At 70.8% G+C, this 26,054-nt stretch carries 24 protein-coding genes; 6 read left to right on the forward strand and 18 right to left on the reverse strand.

All coding sequences use genetic code 11. The features are described 5' to 3' along the window. Nucleotides 1–14: 14 nt before the first annotated feature. On the forward strand, nucleotides 15–1,025 hold the full coding sequence (gene lipA / locus ABCQ75_RS15245; protein ID WP_345886125.1) for a lipoyl synthase: 1,011 nt from the start codon (nucleotides 15–17) through the stop codon (nucleotides 1,023–1,025). Between the two features lie 108 nt (nucleotides 1,026–1,133). Beyond that, nucleotides 1,134–1,850 (forward strand): DUF4191 domain-containing protein, encoded by a 717-nt coding sequence (locus ABCQ75_RS15250; protein ID WP_345886486.1) that lies wholly within the window; start codon nucleotides 1,134–1,136, stop codon nucleotides 1,848–1,850. A gap of 461 nt (nucleotides 1,851–2,311) precedes the next feature. Here ABCQ75_RS15250 and ABCQ75_RS15255 read toward each other — a convergent pair whose 3' ends face one another. Continuing rightward, nucleotides 2,312–2,746 carry an RDD family protein gene (locus ABCQ75_RS15255; RefSeq protein ID WP_345886487.1) on the reverse strand — a complete coding sequence of 145 codons (435 nt, stop codon included), beginning with the start codon at nucleotides 2,744–2,746 and terminating at the stop codon, nucleotides 2,312–2,314. A gap of 256 nt (nucleotides 2,747–3,002) precedes the next feature. Here ABCQ75_RS15255 and glnA point away from each other — a divergent pair, with 256 nt between their 5' ends. After that, on the forward strand, nucleotides 3,003–4,427 hold the full coding sequence (glnA, locus tag ABCQ75_RS15260) for a type I glutamate--ammonia ligase (RefSeq protein WP_345886488.1): 1,425 nt from the start codon (nucleotides 3,003–3,005) through the stop codon (nucleotides 4,425–4,427). 149 nt (nucleotides 4,428–4,576) lie between these two features. Here the strand turns inward: glnA and ABCQ75_RS15265 are convergent, their stop codons facing one another. After that, complete coding sequence (locus ABCQ75_RS15265) at nucleotides 4,577–7,624, reverse strand: bifunctional [glutamine synthetase] adenylyltransferase/[glutamine synthetase]-adenylyl-L-tyrosine phosphorylase (RefSeq protein WP_345886490.1); 3,048 nt, start codon at nucleotides 7,622–7,624, stop codon at nucleotides 4,577–4,579. Nucleotides 7,625–7,630: 6 nt separating this feature from the next. Next, nucleotides 7,631–8,971 (reverse strand): glutamine synthetase family protein, encoded by a 1,341-nt coding sequence (locus ABCQ75_RS15270; RefSeq protein WP_345886491.1) that lies wholly within the window; start codon nucleotides 8,969–8,971, stop codon nucleotides 7,631–7,633. Between the two features lie 129 nt (nucleotides 8,972–9,100). Between ABCQ75_RS15270 and panB the strand changes: the two genes are divergently transcribed. Next, nucleotides 9,101–9,997: a 3-methyl-2-oxobutanoate hydroxymethyltransferase gene (gene panB, locus ABCQ75_RS15275; protein ID WP_345886492.1), complete on the forward strand. Its 897-nt coding sequence runs from the start codon at nucleotides 9,101–9,103 to the stop codon at nucleotides 9,995–9,997. A 41-nt stretch (nucleotides 9,998–10,038) separates the two neighbouring features. On the opposite strand, the gene ABCQ75_RS15280 is transcribed toward panB, so the two are convergent. After that, the gene (locus ABCQ75_RS15280) at nucleotides 10,039–10,227 is read right to left on the reverse strand and encodes an SPOR domain-containing protein (protein ID WP_345886493.1); all 189 of its coding nucleotides are present in this window, start codon (nucleotides 10,225–10,227) and stop codon (nucleotides 10,039–10,041) included. 117 nt (nucleotides 10,228–10,344) lie between these two features. Here ABCQ75_RS15280 and map point away from each other — a divergent pair, with 117 nt between their 5' ends. Both map and ppgK read left to right on the forward strand, forming a co-directional pair. Next, nucleotides 10,345–11,223 carry a type I methionyl aminopeptidase gene (gene map, locus ABCQ75_RS15285; protein ID WP_345886495.1) on the forward strand — a complete coding sequence of 293 codons (879 nt, stop codon included), beginning with the start codon at nucleotides 10,345–10,347 and terminating at the stop codon, nucleotides 11,221–11,223. Nucleotides 11,224–11,281: 58 nt separating this feature from the next. Beyond that, nucleotides 11,282–12,076: a polyphosphate--glucose phosphotransferase gene (ppgK, locus tag ABCQ75_RS15290; protein ID WP_345886497.1), complete on the forward strand. Its 795-nt coding sequence runs from the start codon at nucleotides 11,282–11,284 to the stop codon at nucleotides 12,074–12,076. 100 nt (nucleotides 12,077–12,176) lie between these two features. Here the strand turns inward: ppgK and nrdR are convergent, their stop codons facing one another. From nrdR to ABCQ75_RS15360, 14 genes are all read right to left on the reverse strand, one after another. After that, nucleotides 12,177–12,653 (reverse strand): transcriptional regulator NrdR, encoded by a 477-nt coding sequence (gene nrdR, locus ABCQ75_RS15295; RefSeq protein WP_345886498.1) that lies wholly within the window; start codon nucleotides 12,651–12,653, stop codon nucleotides 12,177–12,179. An 89-nt stretch (nucleotides 12,654–12,742) separates the two neighbouring features. After that, nucleotides 12,743–14,104, reverse strand: coding sequence for a histidinol dehydrogenase (gene hisD / locus ABCQ75_RS15300; protein ID WP_345886499.1), 1,362 nt, complete (start codon nucleotides 14,102–14,104; stop codon nucleotides 12,743–12,745). Between the two features lie 9 nt (nucleotides 14,105–14,113). Then, nucleotides 14,114–14,584 carry a hypothetical protein gene (locus ABCQ75_RS15305; protein ID WP_345886500.1) on the reverse strand — a complete coding sequence of 157 codons (471 nt, stop codon included), beginning with the start codon at nucleotides 14,582–14,584 and terminating at the stop codon, nucleotides 14,114–14,116. Continuing rightward, on the reverse strand, nucleotides 14,577–18,131 hold the full coding sequence (gene dnaE / locus ABCQ75_RS15310) for a DNA polymerase III subunit alpha (protein ID WP_345886501.1): 3,555 nt from the start codon (nucleotides 18,129–18,131) through the stop codon (nucleotides 14,577–14,579). The genes ABCQ75_RS15305 and dnaE overlap by 8 nt, the downstream gene beginning before the upstream one ends. A gap of 102 nt (nucleotides 18,132–18,233) precedes the next feature. Next, on the reverse strand, nucleotides 18,234–18,818 hold the full coding sequence (locus tag ABCQ75_RS15315) for a hypothetical protein (protein ID WP_345886502.1): 585 nt from the start codon (nucleotides 18,816–18,818) through the stop codon (nucleotides 18,234–18,236). Nucleotides 18,819–18,905: 87 nt separating this feature from the next. Further along, entirely contained in the window at nucleotides 18,906–19,832 is a 927-nt protein-coding gene (locus ABCQ75_RS15320; protein WP_345886503.1) for an RluA family pseudouridine synthase, read from the reverse strand. After that, nucleotides 19,825–20,478 (reverse strand): signal peptidase II, encoded by a 654-nt coding sequence (lspA, locus tag ABCQ75_RS15325; protein ID WP_345886504.1) that lies wholly within the window; start codon nucleotides 20,476–20,478, stop codon nucleotides 19,825–19,827. Before lspA ends, ABCQ75_RS15320 begins: the two co-directional genes overlap by 8 nt. A gap of 74 nt (nucleotides 20,479–20,552) precedes the next feature. Continuing rightward, nucleotides 20,553–21,194 carry a DivIVA domain-containing protein gene (locus ABCQ75_RS15330; protein WP_345886505.1) on the reverse strand — a complete coding sequence of 214 codons (642 nt, stop codon included), beginning with the start codon at nucleotides 21,192–21,194 and terminating at the stop codon, nucleotides 20,553–20,555. A 134-nt stretch (nucleotides 21,195–21,328) separates the two neighbouring features. Further along, a complete protein-coding gene (locus ABCQ75_RS15335) occupies nucleotides 21,329–21,616 on the reverse strand; it encodes a YggT family protein (RefSeq protein ID WP_345886506.1) in 288 nt (95 codons plus the stop codon). Nucleotides 21,617–21,623: 7 nt separating this feature from the next. Beyond that, nucleotides 21,624–22,139 carry a cell division protein SepF gene (locus ABCQ75_RS15340; RefSeq protein ID WP_345886507.1) on the reverse strand — a complete coding sequence of 172 codons (516 nt, stop codon included), beginning with the start codon at nucleotides 22,137–22,139 and terminating at the stop codon, nucleotides 21,624–21,626. 79 nt (nucleotides 22,140–22,218) lie between these two features. Next, on the reverse strand, nucleotides 22,219–22,953 hold the full coding sequence (locus tag ABCQ75_RS15345; RefSeq protein ID WP_345886510.1) for a YggS family pyridoxal phosphate-dependent enzyme: 735 nt from the start codon (nucleotides 22,951–22,953) through the stop codon (nucleotides 22,219–22,221). Beyond that, the gene (locus ABCQ75_RS15350) at nucleotides 22,946–23,656 is read right to left on the reverse strand and encodes a purine nucleoside phosphorylase YfiH/LACC1 family protein (protein ID WP_345886512.1); all 711 of its coding nucleotides are present in this window, start codon (nucleotides 23,654–23,656) and stop codon (nucleotides 22,946–22,948) included. Before ABCQ75_RS15350 ends, ABCQ75_RS15345 begins: the two co-directional genes overlap by 8 nt. Further along, nucleotides 23,653–24,882: a cell division protein FtsZ gene (gene ftsZ / locus ABCQ75_RS15355; protein WP_345886513.1), complete on the reverse strand. Its 1,230-nt coding sequence runs from the start codon at nucleotides 24,880–24,882 to the stop codon at nucleotides 23,653–23,655. Before ftsZ ends, ABCQ75_RS15350 begins: the two co-directional genes overlap by 4 nt. A 256-nt stretch (nucleotides 24,883–25,138) precedes the next feature. Then, nucleotides 25,139–26,038, reverse strand: a complete 900-nt coding sequence (locus ABCQ75_RS15360; protein WP_345886515.1) for a cell division protein FtsQ/DivIB — start codon at nucleotides 26,036–26,038, stop codon at nucleotides 25,139–25,141. Between the last annotated feature and the right edge of the window lie 16 nt (nucleotides 26,039–26,054).

The following is a 26,054-nucleotide window of genomic DNA, read 5'->3' on the forward strand; positions in this document are numbered from 1 at the left end:
GAAGGAGCCCTCGTATGACGCTCGCCCCTGAAGGCCGCCGCCTGCTGCGGGTCGAGGCCCGCAATGCCCAGGTCCCGGTGGAGCGCAAGCCGGACTGGATCAAGGCCAAGGTCCAGATGGGCCCGGAGTTCGTCCAGCTCAAGGGCCAGGTGAAGAAGGAGGGCCTGCACACGGTCTGCGAGGAGGCCGGCTGCCCGAACATCTTCGAGTGCTGGGAGGACAAGGAGGCCACCTTCCTCATCGGCGGCTCCGAGTGCACCCGCCGCTGCGACTTCTGCCAGATCGACACCGGCCGGCCCTCCCCGCTGGACCGCTCCGAGCCGACCAAGGTCGCCCGCTCCGTGCAGTCCATGGGGCTGCGCTACGCGACCGTGACCGGCGTGGCCCGGGACGACCTCGAGGACGAGGGCACCTGGCTCTACGCCGAGACGGTCCGCAGGATCCACGAGCTCAACCCCGGCACCGGCGTGGAGATCCTCATCCCCGACTTCTCCGGCAGGCCCGAGCACATCGGCGCGATCTGCGACTCCGCCCCCGAGGTGTTCGCGCACAACGTCGAGACCGTCCCGCGGATCTTCAAGCGCATCCGCCCCGCGTTCCGCTACGAGCGCTCCCTGGACGTGATCAGCCAGGGCCGGGACCGGGGCATGGTCACCAAGTCCAACCTCATCCTGGGCATGGGCGAGACCCGTCAGGAGGTCTCCGAGGCCCTGCGCGACCTCCACGAGGCCGGCTGCGACCTGGTCACGATCACCCAGTACCTGCGCCCCTCCGAGCGGCACCACCCCGTGGAGCGGTGGGTCAAGCCCGAGGAGTTCGTCGAGCTCTCCGCCGAGGCCGAGGAGATCGGCTTCCTCGGGGTCATGTCCGGCCCGCTCGTGCGCTCCTCCTACCGCGCCGGCCGGCTCTGGGCCACCGCGATGCGCAAGAAGGGCCTGGAGATCCCCGCCCACCTGGCCCACATCGAGAGCTCCGGCACCACCCGCCAGGAGGCCGCAACCCTCCTCGCCGCCCGCAACGCCTGACGCGAGCATGCGTGCATCGACGCCCGCTCCGGCCCTGAGTGCCTGGGCGGGCGTCGACGCGCACCACGGGCCTCCCGGGGTCCGAGCGTCACGTAGAATTGAGGGACTATGGCGAAGCGCACCGACACCCCTGCGGACAAGGCTCCGAAGAAGGCGAAGAAGACCAACGGCTTCCGGCAGTTCCTCCAAGTCTTCCAGATGACCCGGAAGGCCGACCCCAATGCTGTGTGGCTCATGGTCCTCGTGTTCCTCGGGGTCACTGGACTCAGCCTCCTCATCGGGTTCCTCCTGGACAACTGGGTCACCGGCCTGCTGGTCGGCATCCCGCTCGGGCTCCTGGGCGCCGTGTTCATCCTGAGCAGGCGTGCGGAGCGCGCAGCGTTCTCACAGATCGAGGGCCAGCCGGGTGCGGCCGGAGCCGCCCTGAGCACGCTGCGGCGGGGCTGGATCGTGGAGGAGCAGCCGGTCGCTGTCAACCCGCGCACCCAGGACGTCGTCTTCCGTGCCATCGGCCGCCCGGGCGTCATCCTCGTGACGGAGGGCCCGAGCAGCCGCGTCCGTGCGCTCGCCGACGGCGAGCGGAAGCGACTTTCGCGCATCCTCCCCAACGTGCCCGTCCACGTCGTCGAGACCGGGCGCGACGAGGGCCAGACGCCCCTGCAGGGTGTGGCGCGGAAGCTGCAGAAGCTCAAGCCCGAGCTCACCAAGACGGAGGTATCGGCCGTCGCCAAGCGCATGGCGTCCCTCGCTCCGCGCCTGCCGGTCCCGAAGGGCGTCGACCCGATGCGGGTCCGTCCCGACCGGCGCGCCATGCGGGGCCGCTGAGCCTGCACGTCACCTGCACAGACGTCAACTGCATCATCCAAGGGTCCCCCGGGCAGCAGCCCGGGGGACCCTGTGTCTGCTGTATCCCCCAGGCTGCAGGGCCCTCGCACGCGGCGGACACCCCAGACCCGCGGGTTGGCCGCACCCCCCGGCCGGCGCGCCCTCGCCGGCTGGCCGCATTCCCGCCGATCAGAACCCCCGTCATTGCAGGGAACCGGCGGAAACACCCCAGACTCGCCGGTGGGCCGCATTCCCGCCGGTCAGAACCCCCGTCATTGCAGGGAACCGGCGGAAACACCCCAGACTCGCCGGTGGGCCGCATTCCCGCCCATTCGCCGCGCCCTCGCCGGTCGGCTGTGCTCTTTCAGATCCGCCGTATCCCCGCTGTCTGGCGTGTTGTCGCCGATCAGAGCTGCCTTCGCTTCAGGGAGCCGGCAGGAACGCCTCAGGCCCGGGCCAGATCAGCGGCGGACGATCACGGTGCCCGCGGCCTTGTCGTGGAGTCCCCGCTGGTCCGGGTCGAAGACGACTGCAGGGATGACGAGGCACACGAGGAGCGTGCGCACGGCCGCCGCTGGCAGACCGACCGTCCCCCCGTCGAGGCGCTGCACCCGCAGCCCCGCGATCCGGTGGCCAAGGCTGGTGCCCACGAGGCCGACGAGCAGGACCTGCTCGAGGGCGAAGACGCCGAGGATGGCGAGCGAGCTCCCGCCGAAGAAGGCCCACACGATCGCCGAGCATGCGGCCCAGTCGATGCACAGTGCGAGGACGCGACGGCCGGGACGCCCAATGGAACCCGGGCCTGTCCGGGGCATCCCGAGACGCCGTCCGGGATAGTCCCCCTCACCCGGGGTGGGGCCGGTGAGCCAGGAGCCCAGGTCGTTTCGCTCGATCACCCGTCCATTCTAGGCTCGGCCGGAGGGGCGCCGATGGCCACCATCCGGGCAGGCATGGACCCGCGCAGGGCCTGCGGCTAGCGTTGAATGCCGAAGCGACTCCTGTAACGTCCCGGAAACAATGCGGACACGGTCGGGTAATCCCGCGTTCGTAGTCTGGGATCCGTTGCAGCGAGGCGTCCGGCGCCGCGCAGGCACGTGTGCGCCGAAGAGAGCGCCCGGACCGACTGCCACCCCCCTTGCGTAAGGAGCATAGATGTTCAAGTCTGCGGACGAAGTCCTCAAGTACATCAAGGATGAAGACGTCAAGTTCGTCGACATCCGCTTCACCGACCTCCCCGGCGTGCAGCAGCACTTCAACATCCCGGCGAAGTCGGTGGACGCGGACTTCTTCGAGAACGGCCAGCTGTTCGACGGTTCCTCGATCCGCGGCTTCCAGGGCATCGCCGAGTCGGACATGCAGCTCATCCCGGATGTCACGACGGCGTTCATCGACACCTTCCGTGTCGAGAAGACCCTTGCCCTCAACTTCTCGATCGTCAACCCGCGCACGGGCGAGCCGTACCACCGCGACCCGCGCGGCGTGGCCGAGCGCGCCGAGGCGTACCTCGCCTCGACCGGCATCGCCGACACCGCGTTCTTCGCCCCCGAGGCCGAGTTCTTCGTCTTCGACAACGTCCAGTTCGAGTCCTCCCCCCAGGGCTCGTTCTACAAGATCGACTCGATCGAGGCGCCGTGGAACTCGGGCCGCGCCGAAGAGGGCGGCAATCTGGGCAACAAGACCCCGTTCAAGGGCGGCTACTTCCCGGTTGCCCCCGTGGACCACCAGGCCGATCTGCGCGACGCGATGTGCCTGAACCTGGACGCCGCGGGCCTCGAGGTCGAGCGCTCCCACCACGAGGTCGGCGCCGCTGGCCAGGCCGAGATCAACTACCGCTTCTCGACCCTCGTCCGCGCGGCGGACGATCTGCAGAAGTTCAAGTACATCATCAAGAACACGGCGCTCGAGTGGGGCAAGTCCGTCACGTTCATGCCCAAGCCGGTCTTCGGCGACAACGGCTCGGGCATGCACTGCCACCAGTCCCTCTGGAACGACGGCGAGCCGCTCTTCTACGACGAGAAGGGCTACGCCAACCTCTCGGACACGGCCCGCTGGTACATCGGCGGCCTGCTCAAGCACGCCTCCGCGGTCCTCGCGTTCACGAACCCGACCGTCAACTCGTACCGCCGCCTCGTCAAGGGCTTCGAGGCCCCGGTGAACATGGTGTACTCGCAGGGCAACCGCTCCGCCGGCATCCGCATCCCGATCACGGGCTCGAACCCGAAGGCCAAGCGCATCGAGTTCCGCGCTCCGGACCCCTCGTCGAACCCGTACCTCGCCTTCGCCGCGCAGCTCATGGCAGGGATCGACGGCATCCGCAACCGCATCGAGCCGCCGGCGCCGATCGACAAGGACCTCTACGAGCTGCCCGCCGAGGAGGCCCGCGACATCCCGAAGGCTCCGGGCTCGCTCGAGGAGGCCCTCAACGCCCTCGAGGCTGACAACGAGTTCCTCCAGGCCGGCGGCGTCTTCACGCAGGACCTCATCGACACCTGGATCGCGTACAAGCGCGAGAAGGAGATCGCCCCCCTCTCACTGCGCCCGAACCCGTACGAGTTCGAGCTCTACTACGGCGTGTGATCCACACTGGCGGCCAGCCCCCCCGCTGGCCGCCAGCGGCCGCGCCCGCGGCCCCCGGCTCTTCCGCCGCACGACGACGCCCCCGCCTTCCGCTGGATCCAGCGGAAGGCGGGGGCGTCGTCGTGCGCAGCGTGCGGCCCGCGGGCCGCTCACGCCTCCCTGCCCGAGAAGCGGCGCTCGAAGACCTGGCGCGCACGGCGCGTGAGGTTAAGGTAGTGCTGCTCGAGGGCGCTCGCGTTCCCGGGCGGATATCCGCACCAGCGCGCCACGGCTTCGAGGTCCTGCCGGGAGGACGGCAGCAGGTCCGACGCGCGGCCTGACCAGGCGACGTTGGCTCCCCGAACGCGTGTGGCCAGGGTCCAGGCCTCGGCAAGGAGCTCCGCCTCGTCGCGTGGGACGAGTCCGAGCTCCGCCGCCGCGTCGAGCGCCGGCAGGGTCGCCGTCGTCCGCAGGGCGGGATGCGCGGCCGCGTGTTGGAGCTGGAGGAGCTGGACGAGCCACTCGACGTCGCTGAGCCCACCGCGGCCGAGCTTGACGTGCCGGGAGGGGTCGGCACCCCGCGGCAGCCGTTCGGACTCCACGCGGGCCTTGATCCGGCGGATCTCCATGACGTCCGCCGCAGGGAGCTCCTGCGGATACCGGACTGTGTCGACGAGGGCCATGAAGTCCTCGGCAAGGGCCGTGTCCCCCGCCATCGGCCGGGCGCGCAGGAGTGCCTGCGCCTCCCAGACGAGGGCCCAGCGGCGGTAGTACTCGGCGAAGGAGTCGAGCGAGCGGACGAGCGGTCCGCTCTTGCCCTCGGGCCGCAGGTCGGCGTCGAGCTGCAGGACGCGCTCGGCCTGCACGGCCGGCTTGAGCGGCTGGGTGAGCAGTGCCGAGAGCGTTCCGACGATCTCGAACGCCTGGCGCTGCGCGGCCTCGGGGTCCGCGCCCTCGAGCGGCCGGTGGACGTACATGACGTCCGCGTCCGAGCCATAGCCGATCTCGCGGCCGCCCTGTCGGCCCATCGCGACGACGAGCACCCTCGTGAGGAGGGGGCCGCCGGCCTCTGCCTTGGCCTCGGCAAGCTGCAGAGCGCCGCGCACGGCAGCCTCGTCCGCCGTCGAGAGCGCGCGCCCGACCGTCTGGGTGTCCAGCAGGCCCGCCCGGTCTGCGAGGGCCGTTCGGAGGATCTCCCGTCTGCGGATGAGCCGCACGAGCCGCATTGCGGCGGACGGGTCCTCATGCCGCGCGAGCTTCGCCTGGATCTCCTGCAATTGGGCCTCGAGCGGGATCGGCGCGAGCTCCGCATCGGTTCCGAGCCACGCGACGGACTCGGGCGAGACCTCGAGGAGGTCCGCGATGAGCCGTGAATCGGCGAGGACCTGGCACAGGCGCTCCGCCGCCGCCGCCGAGTCGCGCAGGAGGCCCAGATACCAATGAGTCGTGCCGAGCGCCTCGCTCACCCGGCGGAAGGCGAGCAGCCCGCCGTCAGGGTCCACGCCCTGGGCGAGCCACCCGAGCAGGACCGGCAGGAGCTGGCGCTGGAGAGACGCCCGGCGGCTCACGCCGGCCGTGAGGGCCTCGATGTGCCGCATGGCACCCCGGGGATCACGGTAGCCGAGCGCCGCGAGCCGCTCCTGGGCCGCCTCCGGGGTGAGCCGGGCCTCGTCAGGGCTCAGGTTGGCCACCGTGTTCAGGAGCGGGCGGTAGAAGATGCGCTCGTGGAGCTCGCGGACGCTGCGCTTGGTGCGCTGCCAGCGCTCGGTGAGCTGGTCGGGGGTGGCCCTGCCGACGTCGAGGACGCCCTGGCTCGAGCGGGCGAGCGCTCGGAGCGCGTCCTCGCCCACGGGCATCAGATGCGTGCGGCGCAGGCGGAAGAGCTGGATGCGGTGCTCGAGGACGCGCAGGTAGCGGTAGGACGAGTCGAACTCCGCAGCCGCCGTGCGACCGATGTACCCCCCGGCAGCGAGCGCCGCGATCGCCGAGGTCGTGTCCCGCACGCGGAGCGTCTCGTCGGAGCGGCCGTGCACGAGCTGGAGGAGCTGGACGGTGAACTCGACATCGCGCAGCCCGCCGGGCCCGAGCTTGAGCTGGCGCTCGGCCTCCCCGGCCGGGATGTTGTCCGTGACGCGCCGGCGCATGGCCTGGACCGAGTCGACGAAGCCGTCCCGGCCCGCGGACGCCCATACGAACGGTGCGATGGCAGACTCGTATCGGGCCCCGAGCTCGGCGTCCCCCGCGATGCTCCGGGCCTTGAGCAGCGCCTGGAACTCCCAGCTCTCGGCCCATCGGCTGTAGTACACGATGTGGGACTCGAGCGTCCGCACGAGGGGGCCGTCCTTGCCCTCGGGACGGAGGTTCGCGTCGACCTGCCACAGCGCGGGCTCGCGGCCGGGCGACCACACGGCGCGCGCGATCCCGGTGGCGAGCGCGGTGCCGATCTGGACTGCCCTCGTGTCGTCGAGCCTCCCGGCGCCGCCGGGCCCCTGCACGTCCGGCTCGACCACATAGATCACGTCGACGTCGGAGATGTAGTTCAGCTCGCGGGCTCCGCACTTGCCCATCCCGATCACGGCGAGGCCGACGGCGGCAACCTCCTCGGGCGGGAATCCGGAGGCGGCCTCGGCACGGGAGACGGCGAGGGCAGCCTCGAGCGCGGCAGCCGCCAGGTCGGAGAGCTCGGCAGCGGCGGCCGGAAGGAAGTCCGTGGGAGACGCCGCGCCCAGGTCCCGCAGCGCGAGATCGCAGAGACGGCGCCGGTACGCCACTCGGAGCGCCTCGTAGGCCGGGGGCCCGGTCACTCCCGCGACCGGGCGCGCCGTCCGGGGGTCCGCCCCGACGGCCCGCAGCAGGCCTGCACGGAGGGCCCCCGGGTCCGCCCCCTGGGGCTCGGCCGAGAGGCTCCCCTCGAGGACGTCTGCGTGCTCGGGATGCTGGAACAGGAACTCGCCCAGGGCCTCGGACGCGCCGAGGAGCCTGAACACCGCCTCGCTGCGCTCGGGCCCTCCCTCCACCAGCGCGCGGAGCTGCGGTCGTCGCCCGAGGAGCCGGACCAGCGCCAGGAGGGCGGTGTCCGGGTCAGGGGCGAACGCGAGGCCCTCGAGGACGAGGCCCGGGTCGATCCCGGCCAGCTCGTCCGCCGCGAGGAACCGTTCGGCCCGCTCGGGGTCCGAGGAGCCGAGGGCGATCAGTCTGCGGGCAAGGCTCGGCGCCATGGGTGCTCAGAGGATGCCGAGGTTGCGGTGCAGCTCGTACTGGGTGACCTCCATCCGGTACTCGTTCCACTCCTGCCGCTTGTTGCGCAGGAAGTGCTCGAACACCTGCTCGCCGAGGATCTCGGCCATGAACTCGGAGTCCTCCATGGTGTGGATGGCGTCGTGGAGGCTCGCCGGCAGCGGCGAGTGCCCGAGGATGCGGCGCTCGGCGCTCGTGAGCGACGAGATGTCGTCCTCGGCCGCCGGGGCGAGCTCGTACTCCCCCTCGATGCCCTTGAGCCCTGCGCCGAGGAGGACCGCGTAGGAGAGGTAGGGGTTGGTCGCCGAGTCGATGCCGCGGTACTCGACGCGGGCGCTCTGGTTCTTGCCCGGCTTGTAGAGCGGGACACGGACGAGCGCGGAGCGGTTGTTGTGCCCCCAGCTGAGGTAGCTCGGGGCCTCGCCGCCGCCCCAGAGCCGCTTGTAGGAGTTCACGAACTGGTTGGTGACGGCGGTGAACTCGTTCGCGTGCTTGAGCAGCCCGGCGATGAAGTGCCGCGCCGTCTTCGAGAGCTGGAACTGCGCGCCGGGCTCGTGGAAGGCGTTGGAGTCGCCCTCGAAGAGCGAGAAGTGCGTGTGCATCCCCGAGCCCGGGTGGGCCGTGAACGGCTTGGGCATGAAGGTCGCGTAGGCGCCCTGCTGGAGGGCCACCTCCTTCACCACGGTGCGGAACGTCATGATGTTGTCCGCGGTCTGGAGCGCGTCCGCGTACCGCAGGTCGATCTCGTTCTGGCCGGGACCGCCTTCGTGGTGGCTGAACTCGACCGAGATGCCCACCGACTCGAGCATGTTCACGACCGTGCGCCGGAAGTCCTGCGCGACCCCGCCGGGAACGTGGTCGAAGTAGCCGCCCTGGTCGACGGGGACCGGCGCGCCGTCCGGACCGAGCCGGTCCGACTCGAGGAGGTAGAACTCGATCTCCGGATGGGTGTAGCACGTGAAGCCCATCTCGGCGGCCTTGGCGAGCGTCCGCTTGAGGACATTGCGCGGATCCGCTGGCGAGGGCTCGCCGTCCGGGGTGAGGATGTCGCAGAACATCCGGGACGTCGGCTCGGTCTCGCCGCGCCATGGGAGGATCTGGAAGGTCGAGGGGTCCGGCTGCAGCAGCATGTCCGACTCCGAGATGCGCGCGAGCCCCTCGATCGAGGAGCCGTCGAACCCCAGGCCCTCCTCGAAGGCGCTCTCGACCTCGGCCGGAGCGAGCGCGACCGACTTGAGGGACCCCACGACGTCGGTGAACCACAGCCGCACAAAGCGGACGTCGCGTTCCTCGATCGTGCGGAGCACGAACTCCTGCTGACGGTTCATGGGGCGTCTCCCTCGCCTTCCGTGGGTGGGTGCCGGCGCCACGGGCAAGCGCCATGCCGGCGTCTCCCACTCTACTGAAGCGAGCGGCATCTGAGGATCGCCGCGCGCCGTCGGCTAGGCTTGGCGTCCATGGCCCCCACGAACATGCCCGAGCGCAATCCTGAGCAGCGGCCTTCCGAGCTGCCGGCGCCCTACGGGAGCGGCCCGGCCGGGACCGCACCGAGGCCGCGCATCCGCGTCCACCATCTCGCGCAGGCCAAGGAGCGCGGCGAGCGCTTCGCCATGCTGACGGCCTATGACCAGTACACCGCGCAGATCTTCGACGAGGCGGGCATCGAAGCCCTCCTCGTCGGCGACTCCGCCGCCAACAACGTCTTCGGCCATGAGACCTCCCTCCCGGTGACGGTGGAGGAGCTGCTCCCGCTCGTGCGTGCCGTGGCGCGCTCGGCACGGCATTCGCTCGTCGTGGCAGACCTCCCCTTCGGCAGCTACGAGGTCTCGCCCGAGCAGGCAGTGGCGACCGGCGTCCGCTTCCTCAAGGAGGGCCTCGCCCATGCTGTGAAGATGGAGGGCGGCGCGCACTATGCCCCGACGGTCCGGGCCATGGTCGAAGCCGGCATCCCGGTCATGGCCCACATCGGCTTCACGCCGCAGTCAGAGCATGTGCTCGGCGGCTACCGCGTCCAGGGCAGGGGCGACGACGCCCAGCGCCTCATCGACGACGCGCGGGCGCTCGAGGCTGCGGGCGCCTTCTGCGTGCTCATGGAGATGGTCCCGGCGGAGACCGCCGCCGCGGTGGACGCGGCCGTGTCCGTACCCACGATCGGGATCGGGGCCGGGAACGCGACCACCGGGCAGGTGCTCGTCTGGCAGGACGCCATGGGACTCCGGGGCGGCGAAGGCGTGCGGGTCGCGAAGTTCGTCAAGCGCTATGCAGACCTCCGCTCGACTCTCCTAGAAGCCGCGAGGCAGTATGGGCAGGACGTGCGCACCGGCACCTTCCCGGCCTCCGAGCATTCCTTCTGACCGGCTCCTGATAGGCAGCACCGCTCCGGCGGCGGCCCGCCTCAGTCCTGGTCGCTCCACCCGTCGCCGTCGGCATCGGAGGGATCCCACGCCCGGTTGCGCTCCCGCACCTTCTCGAGCGCCCTCTCGGCCTCCTCGCGGGTCTTGAACGGGCCCAGGAGCTGCGTCCAGTCGCTCTGGGCGTCCTCCTCGACCTCGTGGGTCACGACGTTGTACCAGTACTCGACCATGGCGTCCTCCTGTTCCGTCCGGGCCGGCAGGGAGGTGCACCGGCCCGCGTGCCGGCCACCGCCGCATGTCCCGCAATGGACGCTCCTGCCGAGGCCTCCTGCTAGTACACTCACCCTATGCCTTCAACCCCCACCACGGCACCCGTGGGCACGCTCGTCCGTGGAGCCGTCAGCCCCGTGCTGCCCGTCCCGGACTCGATCCCCCGACCCGAGTACGCGTGGAAGAAGGCCCCCGCCCCCTACACGGGCCCCAACGTTCTCAGCGCCGAGGCGATCGAGCGCGTGCGCGCCGCAGGCCGCATCGCCGCGCAGGCCCTCGTCGAGGTCGGCCAGCACATCCGCCCGGGGGTCACCACTGACGAGCTGGACCGGATCGGCCACGAGTTCCTCCTCGACCACGGCGCCTACCCCTCGACGCTCGGCTACCGTGGCTTCCCGAAGTCCCTGTGCAGCTCGGTCAACGAGGTCATCTGCCACGGCATCCCCGACACCACCGTGCTCACCGACGGCGACATCGTGAACATCGACATCACCGCCTTCAAGGACGGCGTCCACGGCGACACCAACGCCACGTTCCTGGTCGGCGACGTCGACGAGGAGTCCCGCCTCCTCGTGGAGAGGACGAAGGAGTCCCTCCGCCGCGCCATCAAGGCGGTGGCCCCCGGGCGCGAGATCAACGTGATCGGCAGAGCCATCGAGTCCTACGCCCGTCGCTTCGGCTACGGGGTCGTGCGGGACTTCACCGGCCACGGCGTGGGCGAGGCCTTCCACACGGGTCTCATCATCCCCCACTACGATGCCGCACCCGGCTACAGCCAGGTGATGGAATCCGGAATGGTCTTCACGATCGAGCCGATGCTCACCCTCGGCGGCATCGAGTGGGACATGTGGGAGGACGACTGGACCGTCGTCACCCGCGACCGGAAGCGGTCTGCCCAATTCGAGCACACGCTCGTCGTCACGGACAGCGGCGCTGAGGTCCTCACCCTCCCCTGAGCCGCCCCGCGCTCCACCCATCCCCGTTCCTCCCAGACTGCACGAGAGTAGGACACGCATGCCCAAGAGCGAGAAGAAGGCCCGGTACGTCATCGGCGTCGACATCGGCGGAACCGGGATCAAGGGCGGGATCGTCGATCTCAAGAAGGGCCAGCTCGTGGGCGATCGCGTGCGCATCGACACACCCCAGCCTGCGACGCCGCACGCCGTCGCCGAGGTCGTCGCCCAGATCGTGGACGAGCTCGGCCGGCGCGACGGCGCTCCCGCAGGGGACTCCCCTGTGGGCGTGACGTTCCCGGGCATCATCCAGCACGGCGTCTCGCGCTCGGCGGCAAACGTGGACAAGTCGTGGCTGGACTTCGGGATCGACGCGCTCTTCACCGATCGACTGGGCCGTCCCGTCGAGGTCATCAACGACGCCGACGCTGCCGGCCTCGCCGAGGTCCGCTACGGCGCCGGCAAGGGCGTGGACGGCACCGTCCTCGTCATCACCCTCGGCACGGGGATCGGCTCCGCCTTCGTCTTCAATGGCCAGCTCGTCCCCAATGCCGAACTCGGCCACCTCGAGGTGGACGGCCACGATGCCGAGACGAAGGCCTCGGCGGTGGCGCGGGAACGGGCCGGGCTCGGCTGGAGCGAGTACGCGGTCCTCCTGCAGCGCTACTTCTCGCACGTGGAGTTCCTCTTCTCCCCCGAGCTCTTCATCGTGGGCGGGGGAATCTCCAAGCGATCGGACGAGTACCTGCCCCTCATGGAACTGCGGACGCCCATCGTGCCGGCCATGCTCAAGAACGAGGCCGGGATCGTGGGGGCCGCCCTCCAGGTCGCCATCCACCACAAGCTCGCCAAGTAGCAGGCACGGGGCCCCCGGACGCTGTCCGGGGGCCCTTCTGCTCAACGCTCTGCGCGGTTCGGACGCTGCGCGCGCCGCTCGGGCACCGGCATGCGGCGGATCATCCCTCAGGCTTCGCGGCCGCCGCCTCCGCCTGCTCTGCGCGCAGGACCGAGATCGCCGCCTCGAAGTCCTCGAGGGACTCGAAGTCCTGGTAGACGCTCGCGAACCGGAGGTAGGCCACCTGGTCGAGCTTGCGGAGTGGGCCGAGGATGGCGAGCCCTACCTCGTGTGCCTGGATCTCGGCCGAACCGAGGGCGCGGATCGACTCCTCGACCTCCTGCGCGAGCAGGGCCAGGTCGTCATCCGTCACCGGGCGGCCCTGGCAGGCCTTCCTGACGCCGTTGATGATCTTCATCCGGCTGAATGGCTCTCCCACGCCGGACCGTTTGACGACCGTGAGGCTCGTTGTCTCGACGGTCGTGAAGCGCCGCCCGCACTCGGGGCACTGGCGCCGCCGACGGATCGCGCCGCCGTCGTCCTGGAGTCGGCTGTCGACCACGCGCGAATTGGGGTTGCGGCAGAAGGGGCAGTACACGCATCGAGTCTAGTGACCCCGCGTCGCGAACCACAAGGCGAGACCACTACATGTAGTAGTGCGTCGACTACCTGTGGGGGTCGGCCCGATCAGGACTGCGCGAAGCGGACGTCGACGGCGTCGCCGTGGGCGGGGAGGTCCTCAGCGTCCGAGAGGCTCCGGATGTGCGCTGCCACGCCGCCGAGCGCGGCCTCGGAGTAGTCCACGACCTGGATGGCGCGCAGGAAGGTCGCAACGCCGAGCCCCGAGGAGAAGGCCGCGGTACCCGAGGTGGGGAGCACGTGGTTGGACCCGGCGCAGTAGTCGCCGAGGCTCACTGGGCTGAACTCCCCGACGAACACCGCGCCGGCGTTGCGGATGCGGGCGGCCACCGCGCGCGCGTCCGCGGTCATGACCTCGAGGTGCTCGGCCGCGTACGCATCGCACACCGCGATGCCGGCGTCGATGGTGTCCACGAGGACAGCACCCGACTGCGGGCCCGCGAGGGCCGTGAGGACGCGGTCCCGGTGCTTGGTCCGCCCCGCCTGGGCTTCGAGCTCGGTGCGCACGGCCTCGATGAGCGCTGGGGAATCGGTCACGAGGACCGAGCCCGCGCGGGGATCGTGCTCGGCCTGGCTGATGAGGTCCGCCGCGATGAGCGCGGGGCGGGCGGTCGCGTCGGCGAGGACGGCGATCTCGGTTGGCCCGGCCTCGGCGTCGATGCCGACCACGCCCTTCACGAGTCGCTTGGCGGTCGCGACGAAGATGTTGCCGGGCCCCGTGACGACATCGACGGGCGCGATGGCGGGGAGCCGGCCCTCGTCGTCGTGCGACTCGGGGACGCCGTAGGCGAAGGCGGCGACCGCCTGCGCGCCGCCGACCGCGTACACCTCGTCGATGCCCAGGAGTGCCGCCGCGGCCAGGATGGTCGGGTGGGGCAGGCCTCCGTTGTCCTTCTGCGGCGGGGACGCGAGGGCGATGGAGGGAACCCCTGCGGCCTGCGCGGGGACGACGTTCATGACGACACTCGAAGGGTAGACCGCGAGCCCGCCGGGCACGTAGAGGCCGACGCGCCCCACCGGCACCCAGCGCTGGGTCACGGTGGCGCCCTCGGCGGGCCGCACCGTCACGTCCGCGGGGACCTGCGCGAAGGCGAAGAGCCGGGCTCGGGCGATGGCCTCCTCGAGCGCTGTCCGCACCGCCGGGTCGAGCCCGGCCAGTGCCGCCGCGATCGCCCCGGCCGGCACGCGCGGATGCCGCTGCTGCACGCCGTCGAACCTCGTCGCGAGCTCGCTCAGGGCCCCGAAGCCGCGCTGCCGCACGTCCTCGATGATCCCCCGCACGGTGCCCTCGACGTCGGCCCCGTCAGAGGGTGCGAGCCGCGGCACGGCCGCGCGCAGCTCGGCGAGGCCGAGGGCGCGCCCGCGCAGGTCGATCGTGCGGAACTCGAGCGTGGAGGCGGGAGAAGTCACCCGACCAGTCTACTTCGGGTCCCGCCACCACAGTGTGGTGAGGGCAAGGACGCCGAGGGCCGTCACGGCGGGCCACACCGCGGCCGCGCTGAGGGCCTGGAGGCCGAAGTCCGAGCCGGGAACCGCGGCGTCGGCCCCGCGCGAGCCCACGATCCGCCCCAGGGCCAGGCCCATGCCGGCCGCGAGGGCGCTGCCCGCCACGCTGCCGGCGAGGGCCGCGAGCCCGCGGTCGGGCAGGCCGCTCCGCGCGCGACCGGCGGCGAGGACGGTCACGGTGACCCCGCCGGCCACCGCACCGAGGGCGGCGAACACGAGGTCGCGCTCGTCCCACGAGGTCAGGTCGCTGCCGTCGCCGTGCAGGATCCCCCCGGGCGCCGCAAGCCACCACAGCACACCGAGCAGGAGCCCGGCCGCCGTCGGGGCAAGCGTCCAGCGCAGCAGCGACGCCCGCGCGCGACCGTGTCCGCGGCGCTCACGCATCGAGGCACGCCGGGCCGAGGAGGACCTTCAGGTCTCCGAACAGGGCAGGGTTGGGGTTGACCCGCAGGTGCGCGCCCACGCGCATGACCTCGATGCTGCGGGTCCCCTGGAGGTGCAGGCGCACCTCATTGTGCCCGGGATGGGTCCGGAGCACCTCCCCGAGCTTCGTGACCACCGACTCGGTGGCCTTGTGGGTGGGCAGCGTGATGACGATGGGGCCGCCGGTCGCGTCCGTCAGGTCGGGCACGGTGAGCTCCATCGCGTTGAGTGTCACTGCGCCGTCGTCCCTGCGCTGGAGCCGGCCCTTCACGACGACGATGAGGTCCTCCGCGAGGAGGGTCGCAATGGGGCCGTACACCTGGCCGAAGAACATGACCTCCATCGAGGCCCCCAGGTCCTCGACCTCAGCGCGGGCGTACGCGTTGCCGCTCGCCTTCGCGATGCGCCGGGACAGCGACGTGATCATCCCCGCGATCGTCACGATCGATCCGTCCGCCGGGCCGTCCTCGGACAGGAGGCTCGTGATGCCCGTCTCGGCATGCTGGGCGAGCACGCCCTCGAGCCCTTGGAGGGGGTGGTCGGACACGTACAGGCCCAGCATGTCTCGTTCGAACGCGAGCTTGTCCTTCTTCTCCCACTCGGGCAGGTCGGGGATGTCGACGTGCAGGCCGGACGGCCCGTCCCCGCCGCCGAGGGCGCTGAACAGGTCGAACTGGTTGTTGGCCTCGTTGCGCTTGATCGAGATGACGGCGTCCACGGCCTCTTCGTGGATCATCGCGAGCGCCCGGCGGGGATGGCCGAGCGAGTCGAACGCGCCCGCCTTGACGAGCGACTCGATGGTGCGCTTGTTGCACACCACCGCGGGCACCTTCTGGAGGAAGTCGCTGAAGCTCGTGAACGCGCCCTTCTCCTCCCGGGCGGCGACCATGGAGTGCACGACGTTCGCGCCGACGTTCCGGATGGCGCCCATGCCGAAGCGGATGTCCCGCCCGACCGGGGTGAACGTGAGCGAGGACTCGTTGACGTCCGGCGGGAGAACCGTGATGCCCATGCGCCGGCATTCATTGAGGTACATCGCAGACTTGTCCTTGTCGTCCCCCACGGACGTCAGGAGGGCGGCCATGTACTCGGCCGGATAGTGGGCCTTGAGATAGGCCGTCCAATACGAGACGACGCCATAGGCCGCGGAGTGCGCCTTGTTGAAGGCGTAGTCGGAGAACGGCAGGAGGATGTCCCAGAGGGTCTGGATCGCCTCCTTCGAGTAGCCGTTGTCCAGCATGCCCTGGGAGAAGCCCGCGAACTGCTTGTCCAGCTCGGCCTTCTTCTTCTTGCCCATCGCGCGGCGGAGGATGTCTGCCTGGCCGAGCGAGTAGCCGGCGAGCCGCTGGGCGATCGCCATGACCTGCTCCTGGTACACGATCAGGCCGTACGTCCCGCCTAGGATGTCCGCGAGCGGCTCCGCGAGCTCGGGGTGGATCGGGGTGATCTCCTGCTGCCCGTTCTTGCGCAGGGCATAGTTGGTGTGCGCGTTCGCGCCCATAGGGCCCGGGCGGTAGAGCGCGAGGACGGCCGAGATGTCCTCGAAGTTGTCGGGGCGCATGAGCTTGAGCAGCGAGCGCATGGGGCCGCCGTCGAGCTGGAAGACGCCCAGCGTGTCGCCCCGGGCGAGCAGCTCGTACGAGGCGGTGTCGTCCAGCTCGAGCCGCTCCAGGTCGAGGTCGGTCCCGCAGTTGGCCTTGATGTTCTCGATCGCGTCCGTGATGATCGTCAGGTTCCTCAGTCCGAGGAAGTCCATCTTGATCAGGCCGAGGCCCTCGCACGTCGGGTAGTCGAACTGCGTGATGATCTGGCCGTCCTGGATGCGGCGCATGATCGGCACGACGTCGATGATGGGCTCCGAGGACATGATGACGCCGGCGGCGTGGACCCCCCATTGCCGCTTGAGGCCCTCAAGGCCCTTGGCCGTCTCGAAGACCGAGGCCGAGGCCGGGTCGGAGGCGACGAGGTCACGGAACTCGCCCGCCTCGCCATAGCGCTTGGCCTCGGTGTTCTCGATGTCGGCCAGCGGGATGTCCTTGGCCATGACCGCGGGCGGGAGGGCCTTGGTCAGGGTCTCCCCCATGCTGAACGGGTGGCCCATGACGCGCGCCGAGTCCTTGAGCGCCTGCTTGGTCTTGATCGTGCCGTAGGTGACGATCATCGCCACCCGCTCGTCGCCGTACTTGCGTGTGACGTACTCGATGACCTCGGGGCGGCGGCGATCGTCGAAGTCGACGTCGAAGTCGGGCATCGAGACGCGGTCCGGGTTCAGGAAGCGCTCGAAGATCAGGCCGTGGCGGAGCGGGTCCAGGTCCGTGATGCGCAGCGCATAGGCCACCATCGAGCCGGCACCCGAGCCACGGCCGGGGCCGACCCGGATGCCATGGTCCTTCGCCCAGTTGATGAAGTCGGCCACGACGAGGAAGTAGCCGGGGAAGCCCATCTGGGTGATGACCCCGAGCTCGTAGTCAGCCTGCTTGCGCACATCGTCCGGGATCCCCGAGGGGTACCGGTACTCGAGGCCGCGGTCCACTTCCTTGACGAGCCAAGAGGTCTCGTCCTCGCCCGGGGGGCAGGGGAACTTCGGCATGAAGTTCGCATCCGTGTTGAAGGAGACCTCGCAGCGCTCGGCGATCGCGAGGGTGTTGTCGCAGGCCTCGGGCAGCTCGCGGAACAGCTCGCGCATCTCCTGCGGGGACTTGAGGTAGTAGCCCGAACCGGAGAACGCGAAGCGCGAGCCGCCCTGGTCGTAGCTGGGCTCGAGCAGGGTCGAGCCGGACTGGATCGCGAGGAGCGCCTCGTGGGCCTTCGCGTCGTGCTCGTGGGTGTAGTGGAGGTCGTTCGTAGCCACGAGCGGGATCGAGAGCTCCTTGGCCAGGCGAAGGAGGTCCTGGGTGACCCGGCGCTCGATCTCGAGTCCGTGGTCCATGAGCTCGCAGTAGTAGTTCTCCTTGCCGAAGAGGTCCTGGTACTCCGCCGCAGCCTTCTTGGCCTCCTCGTACTGCCCGAGCCTCAGGCGCGTCTGGACCTCTCCGGAGGGGCAGCCCGTCGTGGCGATGAGGCCCGGGCTGTACTGCTCGAGGAGCTCGCGGTCGAGCCGGGGCCACTTGCCGTACACCGAGTCGAGCGAGCCGATCGAGGACGCCCGGAACAGGTTCCGCATGCCCTGGTTGTTGTAGCTGAGCAGGGTCATGTGGGTGTACGCGCCACCGCCGGAGAGGTCGTCCGACTTCTGGTGCTCCTCGCCCCACCGAACGCGGGTCTTGTCCGTGCGGTGCGTGCCGGGGGTCACGTATGCCTCGACGCCGATGATCGGCTTGATGCCCGCCTGCGTCGCCTTGTTCCAGAAGTCGAACGCGCCGAACAGGTACCCGTGGTCCGTCGTGGCCATCGCCGTCATGCCCAGCCGCTCGGCCTCGGCGAAGAGGTCGGTGAGGCGTGCCGCGCCGTCGAGCATCGAGTATTCGGTGTGGACGTGGAGATGGGCGAACGAACCGCTGGAAGTCACCGCAACAGTCTAGGCGCCACCCCGCGGGGGCGCCGTGAGGCACGACGGCGGGACCCCGCCCGGGCGCCGCGAGGCACGACGGCGGGACCCCGCCGTCGTGCCTCATTCGTCCGTGCGACGCAGCAGGCTCGCGGCGGCGACCTGCTCGGCGAGGTAGAACGCCGCCGGGACCATGTCCCCCGTCCGGACGAGCGCGACGGCGCTGCCGAGCGCCACAGCCCCGACGGCCGCCGCCTCCCGGCGGTTCCTGCGCCTGGTCCAGAGGGCGCCAGCGAGCGAGCCCAGTGCCGCGACGTGGAGCCACGCATAGACCTCGAACGGCCAGCCGGCCATGCGGCGGTAGGCGAAGCGCTCGATGTCCGAAGTGCGCACCGCGATCTCCCAGACGAAGAAGGGGGCTCCGGCCGCGAGGGCCCCTGCGGCGACCCCCGTGAATGTGCGGGCCGGACCGGCGGGGAGTGCGAGGGCGGCGCGGGCGAACGCCGCCGGAACCGCCGCGGTGCCTGCAGCGGCGAGGTGCTCGCCGACGATCCAGGACCGGCGGCCTGCGCGGAGGAGCTCGAGGCGCCGCGCCGGGTCCCGCTCGGTGTAGGCCCGCGGGACCGGGGTGATCCCGACCAGCCACACCGCTGCTGCCCCGATGGCGGTCACTGCTGCCCTGCCCACGGCGTTCTCGGAAGGCGACATGGTGCCTCCGTCCCGGCTCCTCCCCCGGTCAGGCTAAGCCCAGCCGGAAAGGCGGTCAACGGCCGGAAGCAGCACCGGCCCTCCGGTTCAGGGACCGCCGTGGCGAAGTGCCTCGAGCGCGAAGACGAGGTCGGCGGGATACGGGCTCACGGCCTCGACGCGCTCGCCCGTGCGCGGGTGGGCGAAGGCGAGGCGGTGGGCATGGAGCCACTGCCTGGTGAGCCCGAGGTCCGCCGCGAGCCGCGGGTCGGCCCCGTAGGTCAGGTCGCCCGCGCATGGGTGGCGCAGCGCCGAGAAGTGCACGCGGATCTGGTGCGTGCGGCCGGTCTCGAGGTGCACCTCGACGAGGCTCGCCCGGCCGAACGCCTCGAGCACCTCGTAGTGGGTGACCGACGGACGCCCGTCCTCTACCACGGCGAAGCGCCAGTCGTAGCCGGGGTGGCGGCCGATCGGCGCGTCGATGGTCCCCTCGAGCGGGTCCGGGATGCCCTGGACGACAGCGTGGTACACCTTCTCGACCGTGCGGTCGCGGAACGCCTGCTTCAGGAGGGTGTAGGCATGCTCGGTCTTGGCGACCACCATCGCGCCGGACGTGCCGACGTCGAGCCGGTGGACGATCCCCGCACGCTCGGGCGCCCCCGAGGTCGTGATCCGGTAGCCTGCCCCCGCGAGCCCACCCACGACCGTGGGCCCGACCCAGCCGGGCGAGGGGTGCGCCGCTACGCCCACGGGCTTGTCCACCACCACGAAGTCCTCGTCGTCGAGCAGGATCTCGAGACCGTCCACTTTCTCTGCCACCACTTCCAAGGGGTCGGTCTGCTCGGGGCCCTCGACGTCGAGGACGTCGCCCGGTGCGAGGCGCGCGGACTTGGCCAAGGCCTTGCCAGCGAGGAGCACGTGGCCGCCTGAGAGCAGAGAGGCCGCGGTCGAGCGGGAGACGCCGAGGAGCTCGGCGAGCACAGCGTCCGCCCGGCCGCCGGGGTGCTCGGGCGGCACGGAGAGCACGTCAGCCACCGGCGCCATCCCGGCTCGCCCCTGCGTCGTCCGTCCCGCCTTCGGGGGCGTTGCCATCGCCTGCGCCCCCGCTGCCCGCGACGTGCCTGCCACCTGCGCTGCCAGTGCCGTCCTTGCCGCCTGCCCGTGTGCCGTCCGGGTTGATCCCCCGCAGCGTCAGGAGGCACACGAGTGCCACACCCGAGACGACGGCGGAGTCGGCGACGTTGAAGATCGCGAAGTTCGGGAGCGCAATGAAGTCCACCACGTGGCCCATGCCGAAGGAGGGCTCACGGAAGAGCCGATCCGTCAGGTTGCCCAGCGCTCCGCCGAGCACGAGACCGAGCCCCGCAGCCCACGCGGGCGAATGCACGCGGCGCGCGAAGACGACGATGCCGACCGCGACGACCGACATGACGATCGTGAAGACCCACGTGACGTCCTCGCCGATCGAGAACGCCGCGCCGGAGTTGCGGATGTAGTGCCAGTGGAGCAGCGGCGGCAGGACCGGGATCCGCTCCCCTTCCACCATCGTGCTCGTCACCCACGCCTTGGTGAGCTGGTCGGCCGCGTAGGCGAGCACGGCGAGCACGGCGAGGAGCGCCGCAGGCCTCCTCGTGCTCGTGCGGGATGCGGTCTGGGCGGCCTCGTCGGGAGTGGTGTCCATGCTGCTTTCCGTAGGCAGCCCGAAGCCGGCGTCCGCCTGAAGGCGGCCGCCGGCCTCGGGTGAAGGATGTGGGATCAGACCTCGGCGTTGTCCGAGATCTCGCCTGCGGCGACCGATCCGCGGGACTCGAGGTCGCGGAGCTGGCCCTCGATGTAGGCCTTGAGGCGCGAACGGTAGTCACGCTCGAACCCGCGCAGCTGCTCGACCTTGCGCTCGAGCACAGAACGCTGCTGCTCGAGGGCACCAAGGGTCTTGCGCGACTTCTCCTGCGCCTCGTTGACAAGGCTGCTCGCCTCGATCTGCGCCTCGGCGATGATCTTGTCGCGCTGGTCCAGGCCCTCCTGGATGTGCTTGTCGTGCATCTGCTGGGCCATGGCGAGGAGGCCGGCTGCCGAGTCCGCTGTGGAGCGGCCCTGGGCCGTCGGGGCCGGCGCGGCGGGGGCTGCGGCGACCGGGGCCGGCGCGACCTCCTTGACGGGCTCCGGCTTCGGCTCCTCGCGGACCTCGGGCGCCGCGGGCTTCTCAGCGGGCGCGCTGCCCTGCTTCGACGTGAGCTCCGCGACCTTCTTGCGCAGCTCGTCGTTCTCCTGGTTCAGGCGGCGGAGCTCGATGACGATCTCATCCAGGAAGTCGTCGACCTCATCCTGGTCGTAGCCTTCGCGGAACTTGGTCGGCTGGAAGCGCTTGTTGACAACGTCTTCTGGCGTCAGAGCCATCTGCTCACCTCATTGGTCTAGTCAGTCAGGCAGCTTTCGCCACCGTGACTACCGTATCTGAACTGTTACCTTTCACTCCAGCCGGGCCCTCCGAGGCATCCGTCACGACGGATGCGGGCGCCGCTGGGTCGAACCTACGCGAGATTCGCGACGATCGCCATGGCAATCACCACCGCAATCGCCAGCACGATGAAGCCGAGGTCGAGACTCACCGACCCCAGACGAAGCGGCTTGAACCACCGCCGCGAGAGCTTCATCGGCGGATCCGTCAGGGAGTAGACGGCACTCGCCGCCACCAGCGCTGCCCCCCTCGGGCGCCATGACCGGGCGAATGCCTGGACCCAGTCGAACACCAGCCGCGCAATGAGCGCGACGAAGAAGAGCTGGAGGAGGAGGTAGACCACTCCCAACAGAATGCCCACAGCCTGCTCAGCTCTGGTTGAAGAAGCTCGTCTGGCCTTCGACGGCCTTGCGGTCCTCGCCGAGCACCTCGACCGACGACGGCGACAGGAGGAAGACCTTGTTCGTGACCCGCTCGATGCTGCCGTGGAGCCCGAAGACCAGGCCGGCGGAGAAGTCGACCAGGCGCTTCGCGTCGGCCTCGCCCATGTCGGTGACGTTCATGATGACCGGGATGCCGTCGCGGAAGCTCTCGCCGATGACCTTCGCATCATTGTACGAGCGCGGGTGCACGGTCGTGATCTGGCGGAGGGAGCCGTCCTCGCGGACTGCCGCCGCGCGCTTGATCGGCGTCACCGGTGCCCGGTACTCCTCGACCTCGTCAGCGGACGGCTCACGGGTCGCCAGCGTCTGGCGGCGGTCTTCGCGGTCGGTGTGCAACGGGTGGTCCTCTTCCGTGCGTACGTGCTGGGCCTCGGTCTCGAACTGCTCTTCGCCGTCCGCCAGACCGAGGTAGATCATCGTCTTGCGCAGAGCGCCAGCCATGCTCGACTCCTGTCCTCGGGCCTGACTTCTGGAACACGGGTCGGGCTGCTCGGCCCAGGAGGTCCCGACACCCTCGACGCTACCGCACGGTCCTGCGGCGGCCGAGGACATCGGTGCCAATGCGCAGGTGTGTCGCACCGGCGGCGACGGCCTCCTCGAGGTCCTGGCTCATGCCCGCCGAGAGCATCGACGCCCCCGGATGGGCCTGACGCAGCGTACCGGCCGCCTGGGCGAGGCGCGCGAACGCCGCGGCCGGGTCCTCGCCCAGGGGCGCGACCGCCATGAGCCCGGCCAACCGGAGGCCCGGCGCCTGGGCGATGGCATCCGCGAGTGCCGGGACCTCCTCAGGGACCGCTCCCCCGCGCCCCGGAGCGGCGCCGAGCGCGAGGTTGACCTGGACGAGGCAGTCGAGGCTGTCCTCCCGCTCGGCCTGGACCATCGCCTTGGAGAGGGCGGAGACCAGGCCGGCACGGTCCACCGAGTGGACCGCCGCGGCGTACCGCGCCACGCTCTTGGCCTTGTTGGTCTGCAGCTGCCCGATGAAGTGCCAGGCGAGGGGCAGGTCCGCGAGCTCGGCGGCCTTCTCCGAGGCCTCCTGGTCCCGGTTCTCCCCTACCGAACGCACGCCGAGACCGGCGAGGATCCGGACGTCCGAGGCCGGGTGGAACTTGGTGACGACGATCAGCTCGGGCTCGTCCGCGCGGCCCGCGGAGGCGGCCGCGCGGCGGATGCGCTCACGCACGCGCTCGAGGTTCGCCGCGAGGAACTCCCGGCGCCCATCCGGGCGGGCCTGCTCGCCCACGCCCTCAGCCATGGGACCACACCACTCCGGCGAAGCGGCCGGCTCCCGGCGCCCGCCGGTGCGAGAAGAGTGCGTGCTCCTCGAACGTGCACGCTGCGGCCTCGTCGTGGACAGGCACGTCCACGGACTCCAGCTGCGCTCGGACGCCGGCAGGCAGGTCGAGGGCCGCGGTTCCCCACGAGGTCTGGGCAGCGGTTCCGGGGACGAGGGCGTCGACCTCGTCCCGCATCGCCTCCGGCACCTCGTAGCAGCGGCCGCAGATGCTGGGCCCGATCCAGGCCTCGAGGCCGGCCGCGCCGTCCTCGCGCAGGCGCTCGACGGCGGCGGGCACGACGCCCGCGGCGAGGCCCGGCCGGCCGGCGTGCACGGCGCCGAACACGGGACCGCCGTCGGCCAGGCTGCCGACGAGCACGATCGGCACGCAGTCGGCCACCATGACCGCCACGGGCTCGCCGCGCGAGAGGAGCGCATCCGCCGTGGGCGCCTCCCCGGCGTCGTGCGTCCACACGGCGGAGGCACCGTGGACCTGGCTCATGTAGCGGAAGTGCGGTACCCCCGCCTCCCTGGCGAGGCGGGCGCGGTGCGAGCGGACGGCGTCGTCATCCTCTCCGACATGGAACGCGAGGTTCCCAGCACCCATGTGGGTGAACGCGACGGTGACGCCGGGACGGACGTCCCGGCGCCACCAGAAGAGGCCGCCCGCTCCCTGCGTCACTTGAGGAAGTCGGGGACGTCGAGGTCGTCGCTGCGCGTGCCCGAGAGGTCAGGCTCGACGACCGAGGGCAGCTCGACGTCGAAGCCGGAATCGGCGGGCGTACTCGGGCGCTGGCTCCACTGGCTCAGGCCCGCGTGCGCGGCGGCCGTCTGCTGCATTGGTCGGGACGGCGCGGACTGCACGGGCTGCGCCACGGGAGCGCTCGGGCCCGGCTCGGCAGCCGCCGAGGCCTTCGCGGCCTGCGCGGCCTTCGTGTCCTCGAGGGACGGCGAGGTCGCCTTGAGGTCGTCGAAGCCGGCGGCGATCACAGTGACGCGCGCCTCGTCGCCGAGGGCGTCGTCGATCACGGCACCGAAGATGATGTTCGCCTCGGGGTGGGCGACCTCCTGGACAAGGCGCGCGGCCTCGTTGATCTCGAACAGTCCGAGGTCGCTGCCGCCCTGGATCGAGAGCAGGACGCCATGGGCGCCGTCGATCGAGGCCTCCAGCAGCGGCGAGGCGATCGCGAGCTCGGCGGCCTTGACCGCGCGGTCCTCGCCGCGCGCCGAGCCGATTCCCATGAGCGCGGACCCGGCACCCTGCATGACGGACTTGACGTCCGCGAAGTCGAGGTTGATCAGGCCCGGGGTGGTGATGAGGTCGGTGATGCCCTGGACACCGGAGAGCAGGACCTGGTCCGCCGAGCGGAACGCGTCGAGCACCGAGACGTTGCGGTCGCTGATGGAGAGCAGGCGGTCGTTCGGGATGACGATGAGGGTGTCCACCTCGTCGCGCAGCGCCTCGATGCCGTTCTCGGCAGAGGTCGCCCGGCGGCGGCCCTCGAAGGTGAAGGGACGGGTCACGACGCCGATGGTCAGCGCGCCGAGCGAACGGGCGATGCGGGCCACGACGGGCGCGCCGCCCGTGCCCGTGCCGCCGCCCTCCCCGGCCGTCACGAAGACCATGTCCGCGCCGCGGAGCACCTCCTCGATCTCGTCGGCGTGGTCCTCGGCAGCCTGGCGCCCGACATCCGGGTTCGCGCCGGCGCCGAGGCCACGGGTCAGCTCCCGCCCGACGTCGAGCTTGACGTCCGCGTCGCTCATGAGCAGCGCCTGGGCATCCGTGTTGATGGCGATGAATTCCACGCCCCGCAGACCCACCTCGATCATGCGGTTGACTGCGTTCACGCCACCGCCGCCGATGCCGACGACCTTGATGACGGCCAAGTAGTTCTGCGGTGCTGCCACGTTGAGTGTCCCTTGTTCGAATGCCTGCTGGTTCTGCAAGAAGCCCGGAGTCCAAAACCTTAACCTTCAGGTTGAAGGTTATAGTTATGTCAAGTAGCTCTTGGTGAAGACGGTATGGGGCCGCTGTTTTCCGCGCAAACACCGCTCTGGCGTGTCGCGCCATTCGCGCTCATGCGTCACCTGCACGGCCCGGAGAGGCCATGGGCCACCGGCCGAGCGGTTCCACACGGGCCAGCGGGGCGTGCCTGCGGTCCCGTCACCGCGTCACGGGATGGCGGGGCGCGCTGACGTCGAAGACGTTCACCGGGGCCTCTCCCGCCGCACGCCGCGCATCCGCCTTCATGAGCGCCTGGAGCACGCGCGACTTCAGCTCCCGGTCCTCCGCGTTCCCCCACACGACCGTGCGCCCGTCGGAGAGCCTGAGCTGGACGGAGTCGGGCGAGTCCGCCGACGCGGTCGCGAGCTTCGCGAGCACATCGGCTGGGAGCGCGGAGAGCACGCCGGTGACCGCCCGGAAGACCTCCTTGCCGACCGGCATAGCAGCGCCGTCGATGAGCGGGACCGGGTAGTCGGCGCGCTTGGCAGCCTTGCCCAGCACCACCCCGTCGCCGTCCACGACGAGCAGCGTCTTCGCCTGCCGCACGAGGGCGACCGGCGTGCGCTCGACCACCGTCACCACGAGGGTGCCCGGGGGCTCGGCACGGGTGCGCGTCTCCTTGACCTGGACGAGCCCGCCGACGAGCGCCGCCACCTCCTCGTCCCCCACGAGTGCGAGGGAGCGTCCCCGGACCGGCTCGAGCCTCGCCTCGACCTGGGCGGGCGTGAGCAGGTGCGTCCCGTGGACGGCGATGGTGCGCACCGCGAGGAGCGGCGTGAAGACGACGACGGCCAGGATGGCCCCGACGACGCCGAGCACCACACCCGCGGCGAGGAGCGCCCGGCGCCGACGGCGCTTGGCGGGAGGCTCCGGGAACGCGAGGATGTCCGCTTCGCCCGGGCCCGCAGGGCCCGCGGGGCCGGGCGGCGCGCTGCGGCCCGCAGCTGCCTCCTCGGCAGGAGGCCCCTCCGCGGGGACGCCAGCGCGCGGGATGCCCCCGCCTGAGGCGCCCGGGTTGAGGGGGGTCACCTTCGCGCCCTCGTCCTGGTCCAGGCCCACGCGCGGGACCTTGGGG

This window comes from Sinomonas halotolerans, from assembly GCF_039615075.1.
GTDB lineage: Bacteria > Actinomycetota > Actinomycetes > Actinomycetales > Micrococcaceae > Sinomonas > Sinomonas halotolerans.

What these genes read in the sequence shown, in the direction of transcription:
- glnA (WP_345886488.1), top strand. Translation starts at nt 3,003, where the DNA reads ATGTTCAAGTCTGCGGACGAAGTCCTCAAGTACATCAAGGATGAAGAC.
- lspA (WP_345886504.1), bottom strand. Translation starts at nt 20,478, where the DNA reads ATGGACACCACTCCCGACGAGGCCGCCCAGACCGCATCCCGCACGAGC.
- ABCQ75_RS15345 (WP_345886510.1), bottom strand. Translation starts at nt 22,953, where the DNA reads ATGGCTGAGGGCGTGGGCGAGCAGGCCCGCCCGGATGGGCGCCGGGAG.
- ABCQ75_RS15280 (WP_345886493.1), bottom strand. Translation starts at nt 10,227, where the DNA reads ATGGTCGAGTACTGGTACAACGTCGTGACCCACGAGGTCGAGGAGGAC.
- ABCQ75_RS15250 (WP_345886486.1), top strand. Translation starts at nt 1,134, where the DNA reads ATGGCGAAGCGCACCGACACCCCTGCGGACAAGGCTCCGAAGAAGGCG.
- map (WP_345886495.1), top strand. Translation starts at nt 10,345, where the DNA reads ATGCCTTCAACCCCCACCACGGCACCCGTGGGCACGCTCGTCCGTGGA.
- ABCQ75_RS15270 (WP_345886491.1), bottom strand. Translation starts at nt 8,971, where the DNA reads ATGAACCGTCAGCAGGAGTTCGTGCTCCGCACGATCGAGGAACGCGAC.
- ABCQ75_RS15340 (WP_345886507.1), bottom strand. Translation starts at nt 22,139, where the DNA reads ATGGCTGGCGCTCTGCGCAAGACGATGATCTACCTCGGTCTGGCGGAC.
- lipA (WP_345886125.1), top strand. Translation starts at nt 15, where the DNA reads ATGACGCTCGCCCCTGAAGGCCGCCGCCTGCTGCGGGTCGAGGCCCGC.
- ABCQ75_RS15305 (WP_345886500.1), bottom strand. Translation starts at nt 14,584, where the DNA reads ATGCGTGAGCGCCGCGGACACGGTCGCGCGCGGGCGTCGCTGCTGCGC.
- ABCQ75_RS15265 (WP_345886490.1), bottom strand. Translation starts at nt 7,624, where the DNA reads ATGGCGCCGAGCCTTGCCCGCAGACTGATCGCCCTCGGCTCCTCGGAC.
- ABCQ75_RS15315 (WP_345886502.1), bottom strand. Translation starts at nt 18,818, where the DNA reads ATGTCGCCTTCCGAGAACGCCGTGGGCAGGGCAGCAGTGACCGCCATC.
- panB (WP_345886492.1), top strand. Translation starts at nt 9,101, where the DNA reads ATGGCCCCCACGAACATGCCCGAGCGCAATCCTGAGCAGCGGCCTTCC.
- ppgK (WP_345886497.1), top strand. Translation starts at nt 11,282, where the DNA reads ATGCCCAAGAGCGAGAAGAAGGCCCGGTACGTCATCGGCGTCGACATC.
- ABCQ75_RS15330 (WP_345886505.1), bottom strand. Translation starts at nt 21,194, where the DNA reads ATGGCTCTGACGCCAGAAGACGTTGTCAACAAGCGCTTCCAGCCGACC.